The organism is Massilia sp. LXY-6 (assembly GCF_051233485.1).
Taxonomy (GTDB): Bacteria; Pseudomonadota; Gammaproteobacteria; order Burkholderiales; family Burkholderiaceae_D; genus Telluria.
This window is the reverse complement of the sequence record NZ_JBKFGF010000097.1, coordinates 1-502: the sequence shown is the minus strand read 5'-3', so window position 1 is coordinate 502 and position 502 is coordinate 1. Positions and strand designations below refer to the sequence as shown.

At 52.2% G+C, this 502-nt stretch carries 1 rRNA gene; it reads right to left on the bottom strand.

From position 1 onward, the window contains the following. Positions 1-502, bottom strand: a 23S ribosomal RNA gene (locus tag ACI48D_RS25970); the annotation flags it as partial.

The following is a 502-nucleotide window of genomic DNA, read 5'->3' as shown; positions in this document are numbered from 1 at the left end:
CTCCCGAGTTCTCTCAAGCGCCTTAGAATACTCATCTCGCCCACCTGTGTCGGTTTGCGGTACGGTCTCGTATGACTGAAGCTTAGAGGCTTTTCTTGGAACCACTTCCGATTGCTTCGCAGCATAAAGCCGCTCGTCCCGATCCCTTGAATTACGTGCCCGGATTTGCCTAAGCACCTTCTATGAACCAGAAACTGACTATTCCAACAGTCAGACAACCTTCCGCGATCCGTCCCCCCATCGCATCATACGACGGTGCAGGAATATTAACCTGCTTCCCATCAGCTACGCATCTCTGCCTCGCCTTAGGGGCCGACTCACCCTGCTCCGATGAACGTTGAACAGGAAACCTTGGGCTTTCGGCGAGGGGGCTTTTCACCCCCTTTATCGCTACTCATGTCAGCATTCGCACTTCTGATACCTCCAGCATCCTTTACAAGACACCTTCGCAGGCTTACAGAACGCTCTCCTACCATATCGATCTTGATGCAAGCATCAGAAA